The 20,221-nt window shown below is 63.9% G+C and carries 17 protein-coding genes; 4 read left to right on the plus strand and 13 right to left on the minus strand.

The features are described 5' to 3' along the window. The 6 genes from PHX69_RS03115 to gyrA form a co-directional block, all read right to left on the minus strand. Nucleotides 1-493, minus strand: a 493-nt coding sequence (locus PHX69_RS03115) for a S1 RNA-binding domain-containing protein (RefSeq protein ID WP_288042327.1), incomplete at its 3' end; no start/stop codon positions are given. Nucleotides 494-671: 178 nt separating this feature from the next. Then, nucleotides 672-2,690 carry a bifunctional 3-phosphoshikimate 1-carboxyvinyltransferase/cytidylate kinase gene (locus PHX69_RS03120; RefSeq protein WP_288042328.1) on the minus strand — a complete coding sequence of 673 codons (2,019 nt, stop codon included), beginning with the start codon at nt 2,688-2,690 and terminating at the stop codon, nt 672-674. Continuing rightward, entirely contained in the window at nt 2,691-3,575 is an 885-nt protein-coding gene (locus PHX69_RS03125) for a prephenate dehydrogenase (RefSeq protein ID WP_119013514.1), read from the minus strand. A gap of 9 nt (nt 3,576-3,584) precedes the next feature. After that, nucleotides 3,585-4,682, minus strand: coding sequence for a prephenate dehydratase (gene pheA / locus PHX69_RS03130; RefSeq protein WP_119013543.1), 1,098 nt, complete (start codon nt 4,680-4,682; stop codon nt 3,585-3,587). 14 nt (nt 4,683-4,696) lie between these two features. Further along, the gene (gene serC / locus PHX69_RS03135; RefSeq protein WP_288042330.1) at nt 4,697-5,806 is read right to left on the minus strand and encodes a 3-phosphoserine/phosphohydroxythreonine transaminase; all 1,110 of its coding nucleotides are present in this window, start codon (nt 5,804-5,806) and stop codon (nt 4,697-4,699) included. 104 nt (nt 5,807-5,910) lie between these two features. Next, nucleotides 5,911-8,586, minus strand: coding sequence for a DNA gyrase subunit A (gene gyrA / locus PHX69_RS03140; protein WP_288042332.1), 2,676 nt, complete (start codon nt 8,584-8,586; stop codon nt 5,911-5,913). 224 nt (nt 8,587-8,810) lie between these two features. On the opposite strand from gyrA, the gene ompA reads away from it, so the two are divergent. The 3 genes from ompA (at nt 8,811) to gph (ending at nt 10,936) form a co-directional block, all read left to right on the plus strand. Beyond that, nucleotides 8,811-9,458 carry an outer membrane protein OmpA gene (ompA, locus tag PHX69_RS03145; RefSeq protein WP_119013511.1) on the plus strand — a complete coding sequence of 216 codons (648 nt, stop codon included), beginning with the start codon at nt 8,811-8,813 and terminating at the stop codon, nt 9,456-9,458. Between the two features lie 85 nt (nt 9,459-9,543). After that, entirely contained in the window at nt 9,544-10,254 is a 711-nt protein-coding gene (gene ubiG / locus PHX69_RS03150) for a bifunctional 2-polyprenyl-6-hydroxyphenol methylase/3-demethylubiquinol 3-O-methyltransferase UbiG (protein ID WP_119013510.1), read from the plus strand. A 13-nt stretch (nt 10,255-10,267) separates the two neighbouring features. Then, nucleotides 10,268-10,936, plus strand: a complete 669-nt coding sequence (gph, locus tag PHX69_RS03155; protein ID WP_288042333.1) for a phosphoglycolate phosphatase — start codon at nt 10,268-10,270, stop codon at nt 10,934-10,936. Between the two features lie 49 nt (nt 10,937-10,985). On the opposite strand, the gene thiE is transcribed toward gph, so the two are convergent. From thiE to PHX69_RS03175, 4 genes are read right to left on the minus strand one after another with little or no spacing between them, the layout of a single operon-like run. Continuing rightward, nucleotides 10,986-11,882: a thiamine phosphate synthase gene (thiE, locus tag PHX69_RS03160; RefSeq protein ID WP_288042335.1), complete on the minus strand. Its 897-nt coding sequence runs from the start codon at nt 11,880-11,882 to the stop codon at nt 10,986-10,988. A gap of 8 nt (nt 11,883-11,890) precedes the next feature. Then, nucleotides 11,891-12,706, minus strand: a complete 816-nt coding sequence (locus tag PHX69_RS03165; protein ID WP_288042336.1) for a thiazole synthase — start codon at nt 12,704-12,706, stop codon at nt 11,891-11,893. A 16-nt stretch (nt 12,707-12,722) separates the two neighbouring features. Then, nucleotides 12,723-12,920: a sulfur carrier protein ThiS gene (gene thiS, locus PHX69_RS03170; protein ID WP_119013508.1), complete on the minus strand. Its 198-nt coding sequence runs from the start codon at nt 12,918-12,920 to the stop codon at nt 12,723-12,725. Between the two features lie 24 nt (nt 12,921-12,944). After that, nucleotides 12,945-14,033, minus strand: coding sequence for an FAD-dependent oxidoreductase (locus tag PHX69_RS03175; RefSeq protein ID WP_288042338.1), 1,089 nt, complete (start codon nt 14,031-14,033; stop codon nt 12,945-12,947). A gap of 288 nt (nt 14,034-14,321) precedes the next feature. Between PHX69_RS03175 and thiD the strand changes: the two genes are divergently transcribed. Beyond that, nucleotides 14,322-15,176 carry a bifunctional hydroxymethylpyrimidine kinase/phosphomethylpyrimidine kinase gene (thiD, locus tag PHX69_RS03180; RefSeq protein WP_288042340.1) on the plus strand — a complete coding sequence of 285 codons (855 nt, stop codon included), beginning with the start codon at nt 14,322-14,324 and terminating at the stop codon, nt 15,174-15,176. An 87-nt stretch (nt 15,177-15,263) separates the two neighbouring features. Here thiD and PHX69_RS03185 read toward each other — a convergent pair whose 3' ends face one another. From PHX69_RS03185 to PHX69_RS03195, 3 genes are all read right to left on the minus strand, one after another. Then, nucleotides 15,264-15,731, minus strand: a complete 468-nt coding sequence (locus PHX69_RS03185) for an SH3 domain-containing protein (RefSeq protein WP_119013540.1) — start codon at nt 15,729-15,731, stop codon at nt 15,264-15,266. 222 nt (nt 15,732-15,953) lie between these two features. Beyond that, nucleotides 15,954-17,225: a purine-cytosine permease family protein gene (locus PHX69_RS03190; RefSeq protein ID WP_288042341.1), complete on the minus strand. Its 1,272-nt coding sequence runs from the start codon at nt 17,223-17,225 to the stop codon at nt 15,954-15,956. Then, complete coding sequence (locus tag PHX69_RS03195) at nt 17,222-20,107, minus strand: bifunctional diguanylate cyclase/phosphodiesterase (protein ID WP_288042355.1); 2,886 nt, start codon at nt 20,105-20,107, stop codon at nt 17,222-17,224. Before PHX69_RS03195 ends, PHX69_RS03190 begins: the two co-directional genes overlap by 4 nt. Nucleotides 20,108-20,221 lie beyond the last annotated feature (114 nt).

Below are 20,221 nucleotides of genomic sequence, written 5' to 3' on the forward strand. Positions count from 1 at the left end.
TGTTGCGCTTGCGGTCCAGCTTGATGACCTTGAATTCCATGGTCTTGTTTTCGTACGGCGTCAGATCCTTGATCGGACGGGTATCGATCAGCGAACCGGGCAGGAATGCGCGGATGCCGTTGACCAGAACGGTCAGGCCGCCCTTGACCTTGCCGCTGGTGGTGCCGGTGACGAATTCGCCGGATTCCAGGGCCTTTTCCAGGGCCAGCCAGGAGGCCAGGCGCTTGGCGGTGTCACGCGACAGGATGGTGTCGCCGTAACCGTTTTCGATCGAGCCGATGGCCACGGAGACGAAATCGCCCACTTGAACTTCGACTTCGCCCTGATCGTTTTTGAATTCTTCCAGCGGTACGTAGGCTTCAGACTTGAGGCCAGCGTTCACGACGACGAAGCTGTGTTCCACGCGCACGACTTCGGCGGTGATGACCTCGCCAGGGCGCATTTCGGTACGCTGCAGGGATTCTTCAAAAAGGGCGGCAAAAGATTCTGACATGTGTTTCCTTGCCACTGACAGGTTTACTGCGGCACGATGGCGCAGTTTCAAAGGCTGTCGGTGGTGGTTTGCTGTGCGGCGGTGCCGCAGGTTAAGTGACAAGAACCACACTGTCTGTGCGCAGGCGCGCGGTGGGAGGCAGTGTGGGCCGGTGGGGTTTAGCGCCCCGTTTTCAGCTCTACACCCCGGGGGTGAAAGGCTGTTGTTGCTGCCACCATTCAAACACTTGGCCCACGGTTTGATCTGCCGTGAGCTGTGTGCTGTCCAGTGCCAGCGCATCTTGTGCGGCCTGCAAGGGAGCTGTGCTGCGGGACATATCCCGTGCGTCGCGCGCCTCAAGGTCTGCAAGAAGGTCGGTAATGTTAGCCGAAATGCCTTTGGACAGCAACTGCGCATGCCGCCTGTGGGCGCGCTGCGCTGCGCTGGCCGTGAGAAACACCTTCAGTGGTGCGTCCGGAAAAATCACGGTGCCCATGTCCCGGCCATCGGCGACCAGGCCGGGCAGGCGGCGAAAGCTGTGTTGCAGCGCCACCAGTGCGGTGCGTACCGCTGGCAGCACCGATACGCTGGAGGCGTCCATGCCCGCTTGTTCGGTGCGGATGGCTTCGGTCACGTCTTCGCTGGCCAGCAGCACCCGGTCGCCTTCGAAACGAATGGCCAGCTGTTGCGCCAGGTCGGCAATGGCCGCTTCGGCACTTGCATCCAGCGGCAGGCTAGCACGCCGCGCAGCCAGTGCCACGATGCGGTAGAGCGCGCCCGAATCGAGCAGGTGGTAGCCCAATTGCTGCGCCACCCGGGCGGCCACCGTGCCTTTGCCCGAGGCCGTGGGGCCATCAAGGCAGATGACGGGGATGTGCTCTGCGCGCACCACCGAAAACAGCGCTTCAAAGTAATCCGGGAAGGTTTTGGCCACGCACTGCGGGTCTTCGATGCGCACTGGCAGGCCCGCCGGGTTGAATGCTGCCAGCGAAAAACACATGGCCACGCGGTGGTCATCGTAGGTGTGGATGCTGGCAGCCTTCCAGTTAGCTACAGAGGCTGGTGGTGCCACACGGATGAAATCGGCGCCTTCTTCCACGGTAGCGCCGAGTTTGCGCAGCTCGGTGGCCATGGCGGCGATGCGGTCGGTTTCCTTGACGCGCCAGCTGGCAATGTTGCGCAGCACGGTGGTGCCTTGGGCGTACAGCGCCATCACGGCCAGCGTCATGGCGGCGTCGGGGATGTGGTTGCAGTCGAGGTCAATGGCCTTCAGGGGCCACTGGCCACGTTCAATCTGTAGCCAGTTGGGGCCGCCGGTGATGTGCGCGCCCATGGCACGGGCCGCATCCACAAAGCGGATATCGCCCTGGATCGAATCCAGCCCCACGCCCAAAATTTTGATGCCATTTTGGCCTTCAGCGCCCGCTGCAATTGCGCCAGTAGCTATGAAATAGCTAGCAGAAGAGGCGTCTGCTTCAACGTGGATGTCGCCGGGCGACTGGTAGCGGCTGCCCGCCGGAATGGTGAAGCGTTGCCACTGGTCGTGCGCCACGCAGATGCCAAAGCGCTCCAGCAGTTGCAAGGTGATGTGGATATAGGGCTTGGAGATCAGTTCGCCCACCACTTCGATGACCACATCCTGCTCAGTGGCTGCCAGCGGCAGGGCCATGAGCAAGGCGGTGAGAAACTGGCTGGAGACATCGCCACGCACACGGATCGGTTGGCCCAGTTGCAGCGGCGGCACGCCCGCGGCGTGGGCGATGCGCAGCGGCGGGTAGCCATCTTGACCCAGGTAGTCGATCTGGCAGCCCAGCTGGCGCAGGGCGTTCACCAGGTCGCCAATCGGGCGCTCGTGCATGCGCGCGATGCCGCTGAGCGTGAACTCGCCGCCCAGCAGTGCCAGCGCGGCTGTCAGCGGGCGCATGGCCGTGCCGGCATTGCCCAGAAACAGTGCTGCGGGCGACTGCGGTGTGCGCCCGCCCAGGCCGGTAATGCGCGCTTGCGTGCCTTCTTCTTCGACGCCGCAGCCCAAGGCTTTGAGTGCGTCCAGCATGACGCGGGTGTCGTCCGAGGCCAGCAGGTCGTGGACGGTGGTGGTGCCGTGGCTGAGGGCGGCCAGCAGCAGCACGCGGTTGGAGATGCTCTTGGAGCCGGGCAGGCGCACGCTGCCAGCAGCGCCGCTCAAGGCAGGAATATCGAGAAACGGTGTGCTGAACATTCAGCGGCCTTTGCTGGTGCGTTGTGCGCCCATGCGCCAGTGGGTGCGGGTTTCGCTGGCCAGGGTAAGCATGTCTTCGAGGGCTTGTGGATCGTCGCTGCGCACCAGGTGCTCCAGGCGCTGCAAAGCCTGTTGGAACAGCTGCGATTGGGTCAGGAGTTCTTCACGGTTGGCCAGAAAGATATCGCGCCAGATTTTGGGCTCGCCACCGGCAATGCGGGTGAAATCCCGAAACCCCGGGCCAGCCAAAGACAAGAATGTATCGGCCTGCGATTGGCCCGCCAGGCCATTGATGAAGGCGAAAGCCAGCAGGTGGGGCAAGTGGCTGATGGCGGCAAATGCCTCATCGTGCGATTCTGGCGACATGCTGGAGACGCGGCAGCCCAGTGCAGTCCAGACTTCTTCGGCTTTTTTCAGCTGCGCCGTGAGTGTGCGCTCAATGGGCGTGAGAATGACCTGGCGGCCACTGTACAAGTCCGCCTCGGCGTGTTCGACGCCCGAAACCTCGCGGCCCGTGATGGGGTGGGCCGGAACGAACGATCCAACCTGATCGCGCAGCGCACGCCGCGCCGCCTGCACCACATCGGTTTTGGTGGAACCCACATCCATGACCAGCATATTGGGCGTGACCAAATGTTTGATGGCTTTGAGCGTGGCTTCGGTGGCCGATACGGGCACGGCCAGCAGCACGATGTCGGCGCCCGCTACTGCCAGCAGGGCCGAAGGGGCCTCGACGTCAATCACACCCATCTGGCGGGCGCGGTCGGTGGTGGAAGGAGATTTGCTGTAGCCCACCACGCGCTGTACCAGGCCAGCGCGCTTGAGCGCCAGCGCAAACGAGCCGCCCATCAGGCCGCAGCCAATCAGGCCGAGTTGTTCAAACATGCGGTTTCCTCAAGGCGCTACAGGGTAGGTGCCCAGAACTTTGTAAAAAGCGCACAGCGCCCGCAGCTCGGTCAGCGCGGCGCTGACGTGGGGTTGGCTGGGGTGGCCGTCGATGTCGATGTAGAAGTAATACTCCCACTGGCCGGTGCGTGCCGGGCGCGACTCAAAGCGCGTCATCGAGACGCCGTGGCGCTTGAGCGGCACCAGCAGATCGTGTACCGCACCGGGGTGGTTGGGTACGGAAACAATCAAGCTGGTGCAGTCTTTGCTGGAGGGCGGTGGCGTCTGCAAGGTGTGCGGCAGGCAGATGATGGCAAAACGGGTGCGGTTGTAGGCATCGTCCTGGATGGCGTGCGAGACGATGTGCAGGCCAAACTGCTGTGCGGCACGCTCGCTTGAGAGTGCTGCCCAAGCCGGGTTGGTGGCCGCCAGGCGCGCGCCCTCGGCGTTGCTGGAGACGGGGCGGCGCTCGGCGTGGGGCAGGTGCTTGGACAGCCAGGCCTGGCACTGTGCCAGTGCCTGCGGGTGGGCCAGCACGGCCTCGATGCCATCGAGCGTGTTGGTCTGGCGCAGCAGGTTGTGCCGGATCAGCAGGCTGACCTCGCCCACCACATGGCAGGGCGTGTGCAAGAACATGTCCAGCGATCGCGTGACCACGCCTTCGGTGGAGTTTTCCACGCCGACCACGCCAAACTGCGCGCTGCCCGCTGCCGTGGCGTGGAACACCTCGTCAAAGTTGGCGCAGTACATCAGGTCGGCAGCGCCGCCAAAGTATTCGACGGCGGCCTGTTCGCAGAACGTGCCTTCGGGGCCCAGTACAGCCACCCGCTGGGGTGACTCCAGCGCCAGGCAGGCCGACATGATCTCGCGCCAGATGGCGGTGACATGGGCATTCTTCAGCGGCCCGGGGTTGGCTGTCTGGATTTTTTCAATGACCTGCGCAACGCGGTCGGGTCGGAAAAAGGGCGTGCCTTCGCGCTTTTTGACCTCGCCGACGCGCTCTGCCACCAGCGCGCGCTGGTTCAGCAGGGTCAGCAATTGCTGGTCAATGTTGTCGATCTGCACGCGCAGACTGGAGAGATCGGGAGAGGTGTGGGGCGTGTTCATCAGAGGGGCCTGGGTCATGCGTGCTGCTGTTCAAATTCTCGCATGTAGCTCACCAGCGCCTGTACGCCTTCGAGTGGCATGGCGTTGTAGAGGCTGGCGCGCATCCCGCCCACCGATTTATGGCCTTTGAGTTGCAGCAGGCCACGGGCCTTGGCGCCCGCCAGGAAGGCCTCGTTGCGGCTTTCGTCGCGCAGGAAAAACGGGATGTTCATGCGCGAGCGGCAGTTGGCTGCCACTTTGTTGACGTAAAAGCCTGACTGGTCGATGGCGTTGTACAGCAGCTGTGCCTTGGCGATGTTGCGCAGTTCCATGGCGGCCACACCGCTGGCATCGCCTTCGCGCTGGCGCTTGAGCCACTGGAATGTCAGGCCCGCCATGTAGATGCCCCAGGTGGGTGGGGTGTTGTACATGGATTGGTGCTCGGCCACGATTTTGTAGTCAAACGCACTGGGGCAGATGCTCAGTGCGTGGCCCAGCAGGTCTTCGCGCACGACCACGATGGTCAGGCCCGCTGGCCCGATGTTTTTTTGCGCACCGCCAAAGGCCAGGCCCACGCGCGACCAGTCCACCGAGCGCGAGGCGACGTGCGACGAAAAATCAATCACCAGCGGCGCATCAACCCCCAGGGCCTTGATGTCAGGCAGCTCGTGAAATTCAACGCCATGGATAGTTTCGTTGGTGCAAATGTGCAGGTAGCTGGCGCCCCGGCTGGGTTGCCAGTGGGCCGGGTCGGGCAGGGTGGTGAAGTGGCTGTCCTTGCCCGATGCAATCACGTTGACTTCCGAGGCGTACTTGCGCGCCTCTTTTTGCGAGTTCTGGCTCCAGCTGCCAGTAACGACAAAGTCCACCGTGGCCGCGCGAGAGAGGTTCATCGGCACGATGGCATTTTCTGCCAGACCGCCGCCTTGCATGAACAAAATCTTGAAGTGCTCTGGCACTGCCAGCAGCTCGCGCAGGTCGCTTTCGGCCTGCTCGTAGATCGAGATGAATTCCTTGCCGCGGTGGCTCATCTCCATCACGCCCATGCCGCAGCCGTGCCAGTCGAGCATGTCAGCCGCAGCTTGTTCCAAAACCTCGGCAGGAATGGCCGCAGGGCCCGCAGAAAAGTTATAAGGACGTTGCATTTTTTAAGGTCAAATCAGGCTATAGCCCTTGTTTATCGGGCGCGATTAGCTATTAATTTAATAGTAAAAAGCAGCGCTGCTCAGGTGCAGCGCCACTGGCTGGCTCAGGCCTCGGGGGGGGCGGTGGGCGCTGCGGAAGCGCTGTCTGCGTTCTCGGGGGGCTCTGTGCAGTCGCTGGCGCTGGTGTCGGCTGCGTTGGCATCGTTTTCGACGATGCGTTGCAGGCCGCTGAGCTTGGCGCCTTCGTCCAGTGCAATCAGCGTCACGCCTTGTGTGGCGCGGCCCAGTTCACGGATCTCGGCCACCCGGGTACGTACCAGCACGCCCCGGTCGGTGATGAGCATGATCTCGTCGTCGGCATGCACCAGCGTGGCGGCCACCACTTTGCCGTTGCGCTCGGATTGCTGGATGGCGATCATCCCCTTGGTGCCACGGCCATGGCGGGTGTATTCAGCGATGCCGGTGCGTTTGCCGTAGCCGTTTTCAGTGGCCGTGAGCACGCTCTGCTGCTCGTCTTGCGCCACCAGCATGGCGATCACGCCCTGGCCTTCTTCGAGCATCATGCCGCGCACGCCCCGGGTGTCGCGGCCCAGTGCGCGCACATCGTTTTCGTCAAAGCGCACGGCCTTGCCGCCGTCAGAGAACAGCATCACGTCGTGCTGGCCGTCGGTGATGGCGGCGCCGATCAGCTGGTCGCCTTCATCGAGCTTGATGGCGATGATGCCGATTTTGCGCGGGTTGGAGAACTCGGCCAGCGCAGTTTTCTTGACCGTGCCCATGCGGGTGGCCATGAACACGTAATGGTCTGATGGGAAGGTGCGCATGTCGCCAGTGAGCGGCAGCACGACGTTGATTTTTTCCCCGTCTTGCAGCGGAAACATGTTGACGATGGGGCGACCGCGCGAGCCACGCGAACCGGCTGGCACTTCCCAGACCTTGAGCCAGTACAGACGACCCCGGTTGGAAAAGCACAGGATGTAGTCGTGGGTGTTGGCAATGAAGAGCTGGTCGATCCAGTCGTCTTCCTTGGTCGCCGTGGCCTGCTTGCCGCGCCCGCCGCGCTTTTGCGCGCGGTACTCAGACAGGGGCTGGCTCTTGATGTAGCCCGTGTGGCTGAGCGTGACCACCATGTCGGTGGGCGTGATCAGGTCTTCGGTAGAGAGGTCTTGGGCGCTGTATTCGACCAGGCTGCGGCGTGTGCCCAGCTTGTGCTGGCCAAACTCCTGCTTGATGGCACCCAGCTCTTCACCAATGATGGTGGAGACGCGCTCGGGTGTGGCCAGGATGTCGAGCAGGTCTTCGATGACTGCCATCACATCCTTGTATTCGGCAACGATCTTGTCTTGTTCCAGCCCAGTGAGGCGTTGCAGGCGCATCTGCAAAATTTCCTGGGCCTGCGTTTCCGACAGGCGGTAGAGGCCGTCCTGGCCCATGCCGAATTCCGCTTCCAGTCCCTCGGGGCGGTAGTCATCGGCGTTTACCACGCCGCCATCCTGGCGGGTGCGGGTAAGCATCTCGCGCACCAGCTTGCTGTCCCAGGTGCTGCCCATCAGTGCGGTCTTGGCCACGGGTGGCGTGGGGGCGTTGCGGATGATGGCGATGAAATCATCGATATTGGCCAGCGCCACGGCCAAGCCTTCCAGCACGTGGCCCCGGTCGCGCGCCTTGCGCAGTTCAAACACCGTGCGGCGTGTGACCACTTCGCGGCGGTGCTGCAAAAAGACTTCGATCAAATCCTTGAGGTTGCACAGGCGCGGCTGACCCTCAATCAGCGCCACCATGTTCATGCCGAAGGTGTCTTGCAGCTGCGTCTGCTTATACAGATTGTTCAGCACTACCTCGGGGACTTCGCCGCGCTTGAGCTCAATCACCAGGCGCATGCCAGACTTGTCGGACTCGTCCTGGATGTGGCTGATGCCTTCGATCTTTTTCTCGTGCACCAGCTCGGCCATGCGCTCTTGCAGCGTCTTTTTATTGACCTGGTAGGGCAGCTCATCAACGATGATGGCCTGGCGCTGGCCGCGGTCAATATCCTCAAAATGGCACTTGGCCCGCATGATCACCCGGCCACGGCCTGTGCGGTAGCCGTCTTTGACGCCATTGATGCCGTAAATGATGCCGGCGGTGGGAAAGTCGGGCGCCGGAATGATTTCCATCAGTTCGTCAATGGATGCCTCGGGGTGCGCCAGCAGGTGCAGGCAGGCGTCCACCACTTCATTCAGGTTGTGCGGGGGAATATTGGTGGCCATGCCGACAGCAATGCCGGACGATCCGTTGACCAGCAAATTGGGCAGCTTGCTGGGCAGTACCAGTGGCTCTTTTTCGCTGCCATCGTAGTTGGGGCCGAAATCGACAGTTTCTTTATCGATGTCGCCAAGCATCTCGTGGGCGATTTTTGACAGGCGGATTTCGGTGTAGCGCATGGCGGCGGCACTGTCGCCATCGACCGAGCCAAAGTTGCCCTGGCCATCGACCAGCATGTGGCGCAGCGAGAAATCTTGCGCCATGCGCACAATGGTGTCGTACACCGCGATATCGCCGTGGGGGTGGTACTTACCGATCACATCACCAACGATACGGGCAGACTTCTTATAAGGTCGGTTCCAGTCGTTGTTGAGCTCGTGCATGGCAAACAGCACCCGCCGATGCACTGGCTTGAGGCCATCGCGTGCATCCGGCAGTGCCCGACCCACAATCACGCTCATGGCGTAGTCGAGATAGCTGCGGCGCATCTCTTCTTCGAGGCTGATAGGTAGGGTTTCTTTGGCGAACTGGGTCATGGGGATGGCGGATACAGCAAGGGAGGTTCATTTTAGGCGCAAGCCGATGTAGCGACCGCGCAACATATCCGTGCAAATGCGCACCCGTCCTGCGACTAGCGGCCTTGCAGCGGCATTGCTGCCCTGTTACGTATGGCACAATCAAATCAACGTTTTTGGTGGTGGTCACCGACGACGTCATTGATTCGCAGCGCGGCTGCGGCTTTTTCCCCAAGAGGAGAACCATGAAAAAACTGAACAAAGTGGCGATGTTGTTTGCCTCTGCAGCGCTCGCAACCGCCGCTGGCGCACAGACTATCGACAACTGGAAAAACGGTTCCGGCGAGTTGGTCTGGAAGAACGGTACCAACGAACTGTGCTGGCGCGATGCCAACTGGACTCCTGCCACGGCCGCTCCTGGCTGTGACGGCGCTCTGGCCGCAGCTGCACCTGCAGCAGCACCTGCTCCTGCAGCAGCACCTGCTCCCGCAGCAGCACCTGCCCCCGCAGCAGCACCCGCTCCTGCCGTGGCCAGCAAGGTGACTTACGCCGCAGACGCATTCTTCGACTTCGACAAGGCTGTGCTCAAGCCCGAAGGCAAGGCCAAGTTGGATGACCTGATCTCCAAGGTCAAGGATGTGAACCTGGAAGTCATCATTGCCGTGGGTCACACTGACTCCGTGGGCTCTGATGCTTACAACCAGAAGCTGTCGGTGCGTCGTTCTGAAGCCGTGAAGGCTTACTTGGTGTCCAAGGGCATCGAAAAGAACCGCGTTTACACCGAAGGCAAGGGCGAAAAGCAGCCTGTCGCCGACAACAAGACCAAAGAAGGTCGCGCTAAGAACCGTCGCGTTGAAATCGAAGTGGTCGGTACCCGCGCCGCTGCCAAGTAATTCTTGGTTGCACCAAAAAAGCCCCGGCGACGGGGCTTTTTTTATGGCTCCGCACTATTGTTCCCATTGCTGGAAAATCATTCCCATGAATCAGACTGTCAATGCCGATCCGGCCGAACTGGCCAAGTTTTCCGACCTGGCCCATCGCTGGTGGGATCCGGAGAGCGAATTTCGTCCGTTGCACCAGATCAATCCTTTGCGTCTGGAGTGGATCAACGGTTTGTCGCCGTTGCAAGGCCAGCGGGTGCTGGACGTGGGTTGTGGCGGCGGCATTCTGGCCGATGCCATGGCGCGCAAAGGGGCGCAGGTCACGGGCATTGATTTGTCCACGAAGGCGCTGCGTGTGGCCCAGTTGCACGCGCTGGAGGCGCAAACGCCAGATATTGAATACCGCGAAGTCAGCGTAGAAACTCTGGCGCAGGAGCAGCCCGGCAGCTTTGATATGGTCACCTGCATGGAAATGCTGGAGCACGTGCCTGACCCGGACTCCGTGGTGCGTGCCTGCGCTGCGCTGGTCAAACCCGGGGGCTGGGTGTTCTTCTCCACCATCAACCGCAACCTGAAGTCGTTTTTGTTTGCCATCGTGGGTGCGGAATATGTATTGAATATGCTGCCCCGGGGTACACATGAATACGCCAAGTTCATCCGCCCTAGTGAACTGGCCGCCAGTTGCCGCGCTGCCGAGCTGGATTTGCTGCACACGCGTGGGTTGGAGTACAACCCGATCACCCAGCGCTACTGGTTGAGTGCCGATACCAGCGTGAACTATTTGTTCGCCACCCGCCGCCTGGGCTGAGAGGGTGCCTGCCATGTTCCAGGATATTCGCGCGGTGCTGTTCGATCTGGATGGCACGCTGATTGACAGCGCCCCCGACTTGGGTGCTGCCGCCGACAAAATGCGCACCGATCGCGGCCTGCCCCCTCTGCCTTTAGCTGCTTACCGGCCTATGGCCGGTGCCGGGGCGCGGGGCATGCTCGATATCGCTTTTGGCATGGCGCCAGACCACGCCGAGTTTGCGCTGTATCGGGAAGAGTTTTTCGCCAACTACGAGTCCCGTATGACGCAGCACACGCGCATTTTTGCGGGTGTGGCCGAACTGCTGGCGCAGCTACAGGCGCAGCAACTGCCCTGGGGTGTGGTGACCAACAAGTCTGCCCGTTTCACCGATCCGCTGGTGCGCGCTATTCCCACCTTTGCCTCGGCCATGACGGTCATCAGCGGCGACACTACGCCCCACGCCAAACCCCACCCGGCGCCGCTGCTGGAAGCCGCGCAGCGGCTGGGCATAGCCCCGGCGCACTGCATTTATGTGGGTGACGATGAGCGTGACATCGTGGCGGGCCGTGCCGCTGGCATGGCCACCGTGGCCGCTACCTATGGCTACCTGGGCGCGCAAAGCGATGTGGCCGCGTGGGGTGCTCACCGCGTGATTGATGCACCGCTGGCGCTGCTGCCGCTGTTGGGCGGCACTCTTTGACCACAGCCACCACCGCGTTGTGCGGTGGCGCGGGGTGTTGGCCCTGCCGTCAGCCCATGGCCTGTAGCAGTTGGGATGCTGCCGCTTCCGGGTCAGCGGCATTGACCAGTGCCCGCACCACGGCAATCGAGCCCACGCCCGTGGCACGTACTTGGGCAAAGTGCTCGGCCGCAATGCCACCAATGGCCACCAGCGGATACGCCTGCATCAGCCGGGCATAAGCAGCCAAGCGCGCCAACCCCTGCGGTGCTGTGGCCATGCGTTTGAGCGTGGTCGGAAACACGGCGCCCATGGCGATGTAGCTGGGGCCCACGGCGTCGGCGCGCAGCATTTCAGCGTAGCCGTGGGTGCTTACGCCCAGGCGCACCCCTGAGGCGCGCAGCATGACCAGTGCCTCGGGAGCCAGAGCATCCAGGTCTTCCTGGCCCAGATGCACGCCGTAGGCACCAGCAGCCAGCGCCTCTTGCCAGTGGTCGTTGATGAACAGCAGTGCGTTGGTGCCTTGCGCCGCTTGCACGGCAGCGCGCACTTCGCGGGCGATGGCAGCAGCATCCTCGCTTTTGAAGCGCAGCTGCACCGTGGGTACGCCAGCGCGCGCCATACGGCCTACCCAGTTGGCATCGGGCAGCACGGCGTACAACCCCAGTGCCTGTGGGCAGGGGGCAAAAGCCTGCGGATGCGGCTGTGCTTGCAAGCCAAAGTCTTGCGGCGCATCGGGCCAGTGGCTGGCATCTGCGCTGCCGGTGCGCTCAAAGCGCGCTTGCCAGGCCCGGGCCAGGCACTGGGCGTCGGCGGCGATAAAGCCCAGTGCGCTGCACGCTTGTAGCGCCGCACGGTACACGGGGGCGGTTTCCATGCTCTCGGGCACGGGCTGTGCGGTGCAGGGCGCGAATGTGGCGGTGTGCTCGCGCACGATGTCCTGGGCCAGGGTGGCTATGTCGGTCATGGGCGCTTTCATGCGGGCTGGTCGTGGTGCCAGAACGGCGTGCCCAGCACGGGTGTGCTGGGTTGGGCGGCATCCTGGGCTTGCATGGCACCGGCGCTGCGGGCGCTGCGGCCCGCCTGCACGGCATCGGCAAAGGCACCGGCCATAGCCACCGGGTCTTGGGCCAGCGCCACGGCAGTGTTCAGCAGCACGCCGTCGTAGCCCCACTCCATGACCTGGCAGGCGTGCGATGGCAGGCCCAAACCTGCATCCACCAGCATGGGCACATTCAGCCGCTGGCGCAGCAGTTGCAGTGCATACGGGTTGACCGGGCCGCGCCCGGTGCCGATGGGCGCCGCCCAGGGCATGACGGCCTGGCAGCCCACGTCCACCAGCCGCTGGCACAGCACCAGGTCTTCAGTGCAGTAGGGCAGCACATAAAAGCCGTCGCGAATCAATTGCTCGGCCGCCTGCACCAGGTTGAGCGTGTCGGGTTGCAGCGTGTAATCGTCGCCGATCAGTTCGAGCTTGATCCATGGCGTGTTGAACACCTCGCGCGCCATGTGCGAGGTGGTGATGGCTTCTTGCACGCTGTGGCAGCCAGCGGTGTTGGGCAGTACCGGCACGGCCAGTTCGCGCAGCAGTTCCCAGAAGCTGTGGCCGCTTTCCGCCGGGTTGCTGCCCTGGCGGCGCAGCGATGCCGTGACCATGGCGGGCCGGGCGCGCTGCACGGCAGCTTTGAGCGTGGCGGGCGAGGGGTAGCGCGCCGTGCCCAGCAGCAGGCGGCTCTGGAAAGTCTGGCCGTACAAGACCAGGGCGTCGTCAACAACAGAAGATGGGTTCATGGCAAGGCGCGGCGCTTTAGCCGCCAGTAACGGGAGAGATCACTTCCACCCGGTCGCCCGTGTGCAGCGCATGCTGCGCGTGCTGGGCGCTGGGCACAAAAACCGTGTTCACGGCCACGGCAAAGGGCGGTTTGGCGGCAATGGCCGCCACGGCATCGGCCACGGTAGCGCCGTCAGGCAGGTCGTGGGGTTGCTGGTTGATGGTGATGTGCATGGCAATTCAAAGGTGCAGATAGCGTCAGAGCAACTGCACTGACAAATCAAAGGTGGCGGCCAGCGGTGATTGTCCGGTGGACAGCAGCTGCAACACCACATCGAGCATGGCAGGCGCAATCATGAAGCCGTGCCGGTACAGACCGTTGATTTCGACCACGCGCGGTGCGCTCTGGCGCACGGCGGGCAGGTTGTCGGGCAGGGTGGGGCGGCACTGGGTGGCGATTTCCACAATCCGTGCTTCGGCAAAGCCCGAATGCACGGCATAGGCCGCGCTCATCAGCTCCAGTGCCGAGCGCACGCTGGCGGGCGAGAGGTCGTCCGATTCGATCTCGGTGGCGCCGATGACGAACAGGTGGTCTTCCTTGGGCGCGATGTAGATGGGGTAACGCGGGTGTACCAGCCGCGTGGGGCGCTGCAAGGTCACTTCGGGGGCGTGTACGCGCACGACTTCACCGCGCACACCGCGCAGCGCGCTCCACTGGTGGCGCGCACCCAGGCCCCGGCAGTCCAGCAGCCAGTCGGGTTGGCCCGCTGTACCCGGGGCAAAGTCGGTCACTTCGCGCGGGGTGTTCCAGTGTGTGGTCACGCCCGCTTGCACCAGTGCGTGCGCCAGCGCGGCCAGCAGTTGCCGGTTGTCAAGCTGGCCCTCGCCGGGCAGGTACATGCCCTGGGCAAAGCGCCCGGCCAGGGCGGGCTCCAGTGTGGTCAGGCGATCGCTGCCCAGCGCCTCCATGGCGGGCAGCGTGGGCACGGTGGTGCGGGTGGTTTCAAACTGCAAGCGCAGCCGGGCAGCATCGGCGGCGTCCTGGCGGTGCCAGACCACCAGGGTGCCGTTTTGCTGGAAGAACACGGGCTCTGGCAACTGCGCCAGCAACTGCGGCCAGCGCACCAGAGCATGTTCGCCCATGCGCACCACACCCGGCTCGGTGACGGCCGATTCGGCCAGCGGCGCCAGCATGGCCGCAGCCACCCGTGCGGCGCTGCCCTGCGCGTCAGCGCCTTGCTGGTCGTAGAGACTGACGCGGTGGCCAGCGCGCGCCAAGGCCAGCGCCAGCAGCCTGCCCATGAGGCCAGCGCCCAAAATGGCAAAGGAGGAAGGGTGAGAGATCATCAACGTTGTCCGTCTGTGGGGTATACGCGGACAAAACGGGCAAGCGCCAGTGCTGTGAAACTCCCCACGCCAGCATGACCTGGATCGGGTAACGGGGCCTGGGCGCCATGGCGCTTTGCAAACGGCCCCAGGGTGTTTCTCAGTCCGCACCCCATTGGTGCAGACACCCCTGTTTCGTCCTGGCCGGAATTACAGCACAAGCGGACAGCACCGGTTTTGACCTTGCGCATAGGCCACAATGTCGCCCCGACCATGTGCCATGGCTGCAATTTCGGAGACTTCCCCGGCATGAATCCTTCCCCTTTGAACGCCCCCGCGCTGGCGCGCTATGCCCGCGTACTGTCGATTGCTGGCTCGGACAGCGGCGGCGGCGCCGGTATCCAGGCCGACCTCAAAACCTTCAGCGCGCTGGGCTGCTACGGCATGACCGCCATCACCGCCATCACCGCACAAAACACGCTGGGTGTGCGCGCCATTCACGGCATTCCGGTGGATATGCTGCGCGCCCAGATCGACGCCGTGGCTGAGGACATTGGCGTCGATGCCGTCAAGATCGGCATGCTGCACACGCCCGACATGGTGCGCGTGGTGGTCAAAGCCATTGCCCGCCACCAGATGTTGCAGGTGGTGCTGGACCCCGTGATGGTGGCCACCAGCGGCGACCGCCTGATGGCGCAAGACACCGTGGAGGTGCTGGTGCAGGAGTTGTTTCCGCTGTCCACCGTGGTCACGCCCAATCTGGACGAGGCGGCGCTGCTGCTGGGCCGTGCCATTGACGGCGCCGATGCGCTGGACGAGGCCGCCACCGCCTTGCTGGCGCTGGGCGCGCCCGCCGTGCTGCTCAAAGGCGGGCACCTGCCCGGCGATACCGTGACCGATGTGCTGGCGCTGGCCGGTGGCGGTCGCCTGCGCTTGCAGTCGCCGCGCATTGCCACGCACAACGGCCACGGCACGGGTTGCACGCTGTCGTCGGCCATTGCCTGCCACCTGGCGCTGGGCTTGCCGCTGCCCCAGGCCGTGGAGCAGGCGCGCTCTTACATCCTGGGCGCGATTGCCGCTGGTGCCGATGTGCGCACCGGCCAGGGCCACGGCCCGCTCAACCACGGCTACGCACCACTGGCGCAGCGCGTGGTGCGCGGCTGAAAAACGCGCCCTCGCGCGCAGGGATGGGCATCGCATCGGCGCAATGCCCAGAGCACTGCCTCGGCTGCCAGCGCAGCCGCCTGCGCTTTACCAGCCCCAGGCCAAGCGCCGCGAAATCCAGCCTTTTTGGCCGCCCTCGCGCTGCACCTGGGCCCAGTCGCCGGATTTTTTCAGGGTGCGCACCACCTCGTGCTGGTCGAGCTTGGCCAGTGGCTTGTGTTGCGTGCCCGGCCCGGCGCGCAATTGGGCGCTGCGTGCGGTGATGACCATGTGGGGCTTTTTGTGCGTTTGCGGTGCGTGTACCCAGCCCAGCGTGGCCTCGTGGTCTTTCACGCGCAGCCAGCCGTTTTTGCGCTGCGTCACTTGCAGCGGGTAGCCTGCACCCAGCTCCCACAGCGAGGGCGCGCGCGCTGCGGGCTTCTCGCGCACATGCGCCGTGGTGGTTTTGATGCTGACAAATTCCTGGGCCTGGGCTGCGCTGATGCTGGAGAACACAGCGCCGGCAGCCAGCCCCAGGGCGAGAAAAGTTTGCGAGAGTCGGTGGGTCAAAGACAGCACGGGAACATCACTCCTATCAAAAAAACATGGAACTTGCGCCGCCTGTGCGACAGGCCTGTGGTAACGAAGTTCCGGGCATTGCTCTAAAAAAGAGAGCTGGTTGCGCTTACTGGGTGCTGGTTTCAGGCACTTTTAAGCCTGAAAGCTTTGTACGGCATGTGCAAGCAGCTATTCTTTTTGATTGATTTTTGTGGGCACGCAGCCTGTGGTGGGCCGGGGTCACCCCCGCGAGCGGCTGAAAAACGCCAAGGCAAAGCACAGCGCCAGCGTGGGCAGGGCCGAGCCCAGCGCGGGCGCAAAGCGCGGCACCAGGTGGTAGAACGCGATGCCCGCCAGCCACAGTGCAATTGGTACGGCATGGGCTTGGCGGGCTTGCGCCAGCAGCGCGCTGGCATTGGTGCCAAAGGCCAGGCGCCCCAGGATCACGCCAAACAGCGGCACAAACACCGAACTGAGCAGCAACAAAAACGGCTCCAGGCTGTGCATGGGCAGCACCAGCGCCAGCAGCGTACACACCAGCGCCACGCCCACGCCCCATTGGCGCACGCTCCAGCGCGGTTGCAGGCTGTGGGCCGAGACAGCGCCCGAGTAGGTGTCGCCATAGGCGTTGTCCACCTCGTCGATGAGGATCAGCGACAGCGCAATCAGCCCGCCTTGCGCCAGCAGCAGCGCCGTGACCAGGTCTTTGCTGGGCAGCGTCAGGGCTACCAGCACGCCCAGCGCATAGCACCAGATGTTGGCCAGCGCATAGCCCGCCCAGGTGCCGCGCAGTGCCGCGCGGCCACTGGTGCCGTGGCGGGCGTAATCGGCCACCAGCGGCAGCCAGCTGATGGGCATGGCAATCACCAGGTCGAGCGCGGGCAGCACGCCCATGCCGCCCGTACCCCGGCGTTGCCAGAGCTGCTCCAGGCCCTGCGTTTGTGCCAGTGCCACAAATTGCCAGCTCAGCCACAGCAACGACAGCACCACCAGCGGCAAGGCCACGCGCGCAATGGTGCGGCGCACCAGCTGCACCATGGAGCCGCTGATGAGCGCCACCACCACGCCGCCCCACAGCAGCGTGGCCAGCACCGGCCAGTACGCTGCCAGCAGCTGGCCCGACTGGCGGCCAATGGCCACGGTGGCATCGCGCATCACCACCAGCTCAAATGTGCCCCAGCCCAGCAATTGCACGATGTTGAGCAGGATGGGCAGGCGGGCAAAGCTGCGGCCATACACGGCGTGCATCAGCCCTGCGCTGGTCAGGCCGCTGTCGCAGCCTATTTTTGCCACCCAGCCCAGCAGGCCCGCGCCCAGCAGGGAGCCGACCACGATGGCCAGCAGCGCCTCCTGGGTGCCCAGGGCGGGCACCAGGTAGGCGCCCACCTGCATCACCAGCAGGCCCACGCCCAGGCTGAACCACAGCGCGGCATGGTCGTGCCAGCCAAAAACGCGCTGTTGCGCCGCGATGGGGGCCAGCGCCTCGTTGGTGGGGGAAGTGGAAAGGGTCATGCCGGGGTTGCCGCAGGGGCGGTGTCGTAAATGTTCAGGGCTTCCACTGGCCCGGGGCGGCCAAACAAATAGCCCTGGCAGGTGTGGCAGCCATTGCGTGCCAGGCAATCGCGCTGCTCGGGCGTCTCTACGCCTTCGGCAATCACTTGCAGACCCAGGCTGTCGGCCAGGGTCACGATGGTGCGGACAATGGCGGTGGCCCGGGGCTCATTGACCAGGTCGTGGACAAAGCTGCCATCGATCTTGAGCTGGCTCAGGGGCAGGCGGCGCAGGTAGGCCAGTGAGGAGTAGCCGGTGCCAAAGTCGTCCAGCGAGAAGCCCACGCCATACGCTTTCAGGGCGGTCATTTTGGTGATGGCGTCTTCCTGGTTGTCCAGCAGCAGGCTTTCGGTCAGCTCCAGCTTCAGGCGCCGTGGGTTGGCGCCGGTGCGCTCCAGCGTCTCCAGCACCTGGGCGACAAAGTCGGGTTGGTGCATTTGGCGGCCACTGACGTTGACGGCCAGCGTCAGCGCGGCGTGGGCGGGCACCTGTGCCCAGCGGGCCAGCTGCTCGCAGGCGGCGTTCAGCACCCATTGGCCCAGTGGCAGGATGAGGCCGCTGTCTTCGGCCAGCGGGATGAAGTCGCCGGGCGAGATCATGCCCAGTTGCGGGTGGTGCCAGCGCACCAGGGCTTCTGCGCCCAGTACCCGATCCATGGCATCCACCTGGGCCTGGTAATAAAGCACCAGTTGGCCCTCGCGCAGACCCGTGCGCAGGTCTTTTTCCAGGGCCACGCGCTTGACCACGGCGGCGTGCATTTCGGGGTCAAAAAAGCGCAAGGTGTTGCGCCCAGCCTCTTTGGCCTGGTACATGGCCAGGTCGGCGTGCTTCATGAGGTCGTCGGCGTTGGCGTTGTCGTCGGTGAACAGCACCACGCCGATGCTGCAAGAGTTTTTCACCTCGATGCCCGCCAGTAGGCAGGGCTGGGCCAGGCTGAGCAGGGCTTTCTCGGCCACCACCTCGGCCTGCTTGGCCGCCTCGTGGGGCTGGGGGCTGAGGTTCTCCAGCACCACCACAAACTCGTCGCCGCCCAGGCGCGCCACGGTATCGCCCTGGCGCACGGTGGCCACCAGGCGCTGGGCCACTTGCTGCAGCAGCATGTCGCCCTTGTCATGGCCCATGGTGTCGTTGATGAGCTTGAAGTTGTCCAGGTCGATGAACATCAGCGCGCCCTGGCGCCGGGTGCGTCGGCTGGTCAGCAGCGCCTGGTGCAGCCTGTCGAGCAGCAGACGCCGGTTGGGCAACCGCGTCAGGGGGTCGTAGAAGGCCAGGTGGCGGATTTCGTCCTCGGCGGCCTTGCGCTGGGTGATGTCGGTCAGGGTGCTGACGTAGTGCGTGACCTTGCCGTCTTCGGTCTGCACGGCGGTGATGGTCAGCCACTCCAGAAAAATGGCGCCGCTTTTGTGCCGGTTCCAGACCTCGCCGCTCCAGGCGCCGCTGGTGCGGATGGATTCGTACATGGCGGCGTAAAACTCGGGGCCGTGTTTGCCCGAGCGCAACATCGCTGGTGTGGCGCCAATGGCTTCGGCGGCACTGAAGCCGGTGATCTCGGTGAACGCGCTGTTGACGCGCAAGATGGTGCTGTGCTCGTCGGTGACAAAAATGCCTTCCTGCGACTCAAAGGCAATGGCGGCGATGCGCAGGTTGGCCTGGGCGTTTTGCAGCTCGCGGTGGTAGCGCAGAAACAAATGCCGCGACCAGTGCGAAAACGCGAACGAACCGGCCACGCCCAGCGCCAGCGCAGCCAGCAGCACCAGCGCCAGGCGCACCCGGCGTTCAGTGCTGCCTTGCTCGTGGGCCTGGCGCTCTGCGTCCATCATGGGGCGCAGTTCGTCATTGAACATGCTGGTCACCAGCACCCAGCCCCAGGGGGCGTAGGTGCTGACCAGGGCGGTTTTGCGGCCCATGACGGGTTCAGAGGCTGCGGCGGCGGTGGCGTCGGTGCGCGGCCAGTCGTACTCCACAAAGCCGCCGCCCGCCTGGGCCGTGGCTTGCAATGTTTCCAGGGCTTTGCGCGCATGGCTTGGCATCTGGCGCGGCAGCAGCCCCTCCAGCGCGGCGTTGCTGGGGCTGAGCAGTGAGCGGCCATCGCTGCTGAGCAGGCCAATGTGGCCGCTGGCACCAAAGCGCAGGGAGCGCAGGCGCCCCAGGGCCTCTTGCTGTTGTCGGTTTTCCCATTCGTAAAGGTAGTCGCCCGTGCCGATCAGCCAGTCGTAGGGCTCGAAGCGGCGCACGTAGGCCAGTTTTTCTGCCATTTGCTTGGGGGCGTCTGGCCGGTACCAGCGGTAGCTGGAAAAACCCTCGCCCTGGGGTTTGCGCGCCGCCTCGATGAGTCCGCGCATGACGTAGTGGCCGGTGTCGTCCTGGTTGTCGATGCCGTTGCGCCCCTCAAACTCGGGGCCTGTGGGCAGCAGCACAAAGCGGCCTTGCATGTCGTCAATGAAGAAGTAGCCCCGGCCATCAAAAAAACGCATCGGGCGCAGGGCCTCGACGATCAGGCGCTGCACCTCCTGGGCCGGGCGCTTGCCCGATTCGCGCGCGTGGATGGCCTGTGCCATTTGCATCGCCATGTCCACCTGCTCGACGGCGCGGCGGCGCAGCACGCTGGCGGTGCGCTGGCGTACGAATTCCAGGTAGTCGGTGGCGGACTGCATTTCTGCCGTCAGGCGCGCTTTTTGTTCCTGGCTGACGGCTTCTTCCACCCGCCCCAGCGAGGCGCGCTGCTCCTGGATGTTCTGCCACGAGAAAAATCCCGCCATGGCCAGCGTGACGATCAGTACCAGGCCCAGGGTGCCAATCAGGTGCAGCCGAGGCATAGTGGTTTCGTTGGCAGACAAGCGCATCAAGGGGGGCCCAAATTAGTGCTGCGGATTTTAGGTGGCATGGCACAGGGTTCTGGCCCAGTGCGGGCAAACAAACTGCTGTGCCAGCACCATGAAAGCTTGTTTTGCATCAAA

The sequence above is a fragment of the Simplicispira sp. genome (assembly GCF_028687295.1).
Classification (GTDB): Bacteria; Pseudomonadota; Gammaproteobacteria; order Burkholderiales; family Burkholderiaceae_C; genus Simplicispira; species Simplicispira metamorpha.